Source organism: Allobosea sp. CER48, from assembly GCF_044752385.1.
Lineage (GTDB): Bacteria > Pseudomonadota > Alphaproteobacteria > Rhizobiales > Beijerinckiaceae > Allobosea.
Map to the genome: position 1 here is coordinate 1 of NZ_JBIWYK010000285.1, position 4,169 is coordinate 4,169.

Consider the following 4,169-nt stretch of genomic DNA (forward strand, 5'->3'; position numbering starts at 1 on the left):
TATGCCTATGCACAGGCCCAGCCAGGCGACCACGGGCACGATTATGCCGAGGACGATCTGCCCGACCTGGAGCCGCGCCGGTCGCGCAAGGGCCTCTGGGCCGCGGCTGCCGTGATCGCCGTCGGCCTCCTCGGCGTCGGTGCGACATTCGCCCTGCGCGGCGGCTCGGCGACCAAGGACGGCCAGCCTCCGGTGATCGCGGCCGATCGCGGGCCGGTCAAGGTCGAGCCCGCCAATCCGGGCGGTGCCGAGATCCCCAACCAGAACAAGCAGATCTACGAGCGCGCTGCGGAGGTTCCGCAGGGCAAGAGCAAGGTGGTCAACAACGAGGAGCAGCCGGTCGACGTGCAGCAGGCCGCCCGCTCCATGCCGCCGCGCGTCGTGATGCCCGGGGGCGGAACCGCCTCCGCGCTGGCGGCGGCGCCGGCCGCTCCCGAGCGCAGCATCACGGGTGGCGAGCCTGGCCTGACCCCGATGCCGCCGGTGCCGGGGCTCGGAGAGCCGCGCAAGGTCCGCACCGTCGCCATCCGCCCGGATGGTACGCCGGTTCCCAACCCGGTTGCCGTCGACGTGAACCAGCCGATCGCCACCGGCTCGGCGCCGACGCGTGCAATCGGCAACGCCCCGGCGGCGACGCCGCCGCGGCCGGCCGCTACGACGGCTTCGGTCCCGGCCGCGCCCAAGGTGCAGGAACGCGCGGTCACGCCGCCGGCTGCGACAACGCCCGCCGCCCCGACCCGCCTCGCCAGCGCGCCGCCGGCGCCAGCCGCGGCTCAGCCTGCTCCGGCGACGGCCGCAGTCCGCGCCGGCACGGGCGACTTCGTGGTGCAGCTCGGCGCGCCGGGCAGCGAGGCCGAGGCCCGCGCGACCTTCGCCGCGCTGCAGCGCAAGTATCCGCAGCAGCTCGGCGGCCAGGCGCCGATCGTCCGCAAGACGGAGCTGGCAGGCGGCAAGACCGTCTATCGCCTTCGCGTCGGGCCTTACTCTCGCGAGGACGCGTCGACGATGTGCTCGGCGCTCCAGGCCGCCGGCGGACAGTGCTTCATCTCGAAGAACTGACCGCGCAAGATATCAGCTGACGACGGGCGGCGGCATCCGGCAGGGTGCCGCCGCTCCGCTTTGAGGCCGGCGCATGGCCGGGTGAGGGGAGCGCTTGTTTCGTCGCGGTGGCCGTGCGAGTAGCCTGCCCAACAACAGAAGGCCGCCTCGGACAGCACAGCGGCCGTTGCCTAGCTGGAGGTTACCCATGGATCGCCGCAAATTCGTCAAGGTCGCGGGCGCCGGCGCCGCCGGAAGCGCGGTCATTGCCGCCCCGGCCATCGCGCAGTCGCAACCCAAGATCAGCTGGCGCCTGACCTCGAGCTATCCGAAGAGCCTCGATACGCTCTATGGCATCTCGACCCATGTCGCGAAGCGGGTTGCCGAGGCGACGGACAACAACTTCCAGATCCAGGTTTTCGCGCCGGGCGAGATCGTGCCGGCGCTGCAGGCGCTCGACGCCGTGCAGAACGGCACCGTCGAGTGCAGCCACACGCTGTCGAGCTTCTATATCGGCAAGGACCCGGCCTTCGCCTTCGAGACCTCGCTGCCCTTCGGCTTCAATGCCCGTCAGCAGAACGCGTGGCTCTATCAGGGCGGTGGCCTCGAGCTCTGCCGTGCGTTCATGAAGACCTACAACATCCACACGGTCCCGTCCGGCAACACCGGCGCGCAGATGGGCGGCTGGTTCCGCAAGGAGATCAAGTCGCTGGAGGACCTGAAGGGTCTGAAGTTCCGCATCGCCGGCCTCGGCGGCCGCATCATGGCGCGACTCGGCGTCGTGCCGCAGACCATCGGCGGCGGCGACATCTATCCGGCGCTGGAGCGCGGCACGCTCGATGCCGTCGAGTTCTCCGGCCCCTATGACGACGAGAAGCTCGGCTTCGTGAAGGTCGCCAAGTACTATTATTATCCGGGCTTCTGGGAGGGGAACGCGAATGTCAGCTTCCTCGCCAACCAGGACAAGTGGAACGAGTTGCCGGCCCATTACCGGGCGATCGTCGAGATGGCCTGCGCCGAGGCGAACGCCTACTGCCTGGCCAAGTACGACAACAGCAACCCCGATGCACTGATTCGCCTGGCCGGGACCGGCGCCGAACTGCGGCCCTTCCCGCAGGAGGTGATGGCGGCGGCGTTCAAGGAAGCCTACGCGATGTATGGCGAGCTGGCCGCCAGCAATCCGAACTTCAAGACCTTCTATGATTCCTTCCTGCCGTACTGGAAGAAGGAGCAGCTCTGGTTCCGCATCGCCGAGCTGCCGTTCGACGCGTTCAACGCGCAGAACTACCAGCAGGTGAAGTGACGAGGCTGCGGGCGCGGATCATTCCCGACCGCGCCCGCGCCGTATTCTGCGTTCTCGCAACGGCATTGTCCGAGAACCGCATTCCACTTTTCGGGCCGATGCCGTAACCCGGTGCCATGACATCGCGCGCCTTCATTGCCGGCTGCCTCGGCACGAGCCTCACCCCTGACGAGCGGGCCTTCTTCCGCGACGCGCGGCCATGGGGCTTCATCGTCTTCAAGCGCAACACCCAGTCGCCCGACCAGGTGGCGGCGCTGACCGCCGAGATGCGCGAGACTGTCGGCTGGCACGCCCCGATCCTGATCGATCAGGAAGGTGGGCGCGTTCAGCGCATGGGGCCGCCGAACTGGCCGAAGTATCCGTCCGCGCGCGCCTTCCTCGCCATCAACGATCCTGTGCGGCAGCGCGAGATCGTCCGGCTTTCGGCGCGGCTCATGGCGCACGACCTGAAGAGCGTCGGCATCGATGTCGACTGCCTGCCGGTGCTCGACGTGCCCGTCGCCGGCAGCCATGACGTGATCGGCGATCGCGCCTATGCGCATGATCCCGACCAGGTGGCGCGACTGGGCCGTGCGGCGGCCGAGGGGCTGATCGCCGGCGGCGTGCTCCCGGTCGTCAAGCACATGCCGGGCCACGGCCGGGCGCGAGCGGACAGCCATCACGACCTGCCGGTGGTCGATGCCTCGCTCGACGAGCTGAGGGGGCATGATTTCCGGCCATTCCGGCATCTGGCCGACATGCCGCTCGCCATGACAGCCCATGTCGTCTTCACAGCGCTCGACGCGAAGCACCCGGCGACCATCTCCCGCAAGATCGTGCGCGAGATCATGCGTGGCGAGATCGGCTTCGACGGGTTGATCATGACCGACGACATCTCGATGAAGGCGCTGTCGGGCTCGTTCGAGGCCAAGGCGCGAGCCGCCATCCGGGCCGGCGTCGACGTGATCCTCCACTGCCACGGCATCATGGACGAGATGGTCGCCATCGCCGGTGCCGTGCCGGAGATGACCGGGGCGCGTGCGCGACGTGCGGCGATGGCGCTTGGCCGCATCCGGCATGAGCCGGAGCCGGTCGACCTTGCGGCCGCACGGGCGGAACTGGCCGCTGCGCTTGCCTTGAGCGCCTGAACGGTCGAATCTGCGCCCTTGGGGATGACAGGTGGGGCAGGGCCTCCGATGACGGCCGAGTTGCCATTCGAGGAAGACCGCGAGCAGCGCGCGGGCGAGCCTTCGCTCGTCGTGGATGTCGACGGCTATGAAGGGCCGCTCGACCTGCTGCTCGATCTGGCGCGCCGCCAGAAGGTGGATCTGCACCGCATCTCGATCCTGGCGCTGGCCGAGCAGTATCTTGCATTCGTGGAGGAAGCCCGGGCCCTGAGACTCGAGCTCGCGGCCGACTACCTCGTGATGGCGGCCTGGCTCGCCTACTTGAAGTCCCGGCTTCTGCTGCCCGAGCCGCCGAAAGGCGAAGAGCCGAGCGCGGCCGATCTCGCGACCTCCCTGGCGCTGCGGCTGCGTCGGCTCGAGGCGATCCGCTCGGCCGCCCGCAAGCTTGCCTCGCGCGAGCGGCTGGGACAGGACGTCTTCGCGCGCGGTGCGCCCGAGGAGATCGTCGCCGGCGCCCGGCCGGTCTGGGAGGCAGAGCTCTACGACCTGCTCGCAGCTTATGCGCAGCAGCGGCAGAAGCGGGTGCAGGGGCACATCTCGGTCGGCCATCGTGCCGTCTGGTCGCTGGTCGAGGCGCGCGAGGCGTTGCAGCGGCTTGTCGGCGCGGCCGGCGATTGGACAGACCTGGACAGCTACCTGACCGAATACATGGCCTCCCACGG

The 4,169-nt window shown here is 69.2% G+C and carries 4 protein-coding genes; all 4 read left to right on the plus strand.

All coding sequences use genetic code 11. From position 1 onward, the window contains the following. Window positions 1-1,059: SPOR domain-containing protein (locus tag ACIPIA_RS11350; RefSeq protein WP_400509537.1), on the plus strand; the 1,059-nt coding region annotated here is incomplete at its 5' end. Window positions 1,060-1,246: 187 nt separating this feature from the next. Beyond that, window positions 1,247-2,341, plus strand: coding sequence for a TRAP transporter substrate-binding protein (locus ACIPIA_RS11355; RefSeq protein WP_400509539.1), 1,095 nt, complete (start codon window positions 1,247-1,249; stop codon window positions 2,339-2,341). Window positions 2,342-2,457: 116 nt separating this feature from the next. Then, window positions 2,458-3,468: a beta-N-acetylhexosaminidase gene (gene nagZ / locus ACIPIA_RS11360; RefSeq protein WP_400509541.1), complete on the plus strand. Its 1,011-nt coding sequence runs from the start codon at window positions 2,458-2,460 to the stop codon at window positions 3,466-3,468. Window positions 3,469-3,516: 48 nt separating this feature from the next. Next, a partial coding sequence (locus tag ACIPIA_RS11365; RefSeq protein ID WP_400509542.1) for a segregation and condensation protein A occupies window positions 3,517-4,169 on the plus strand: 653 nt, incomplete at its 3' end.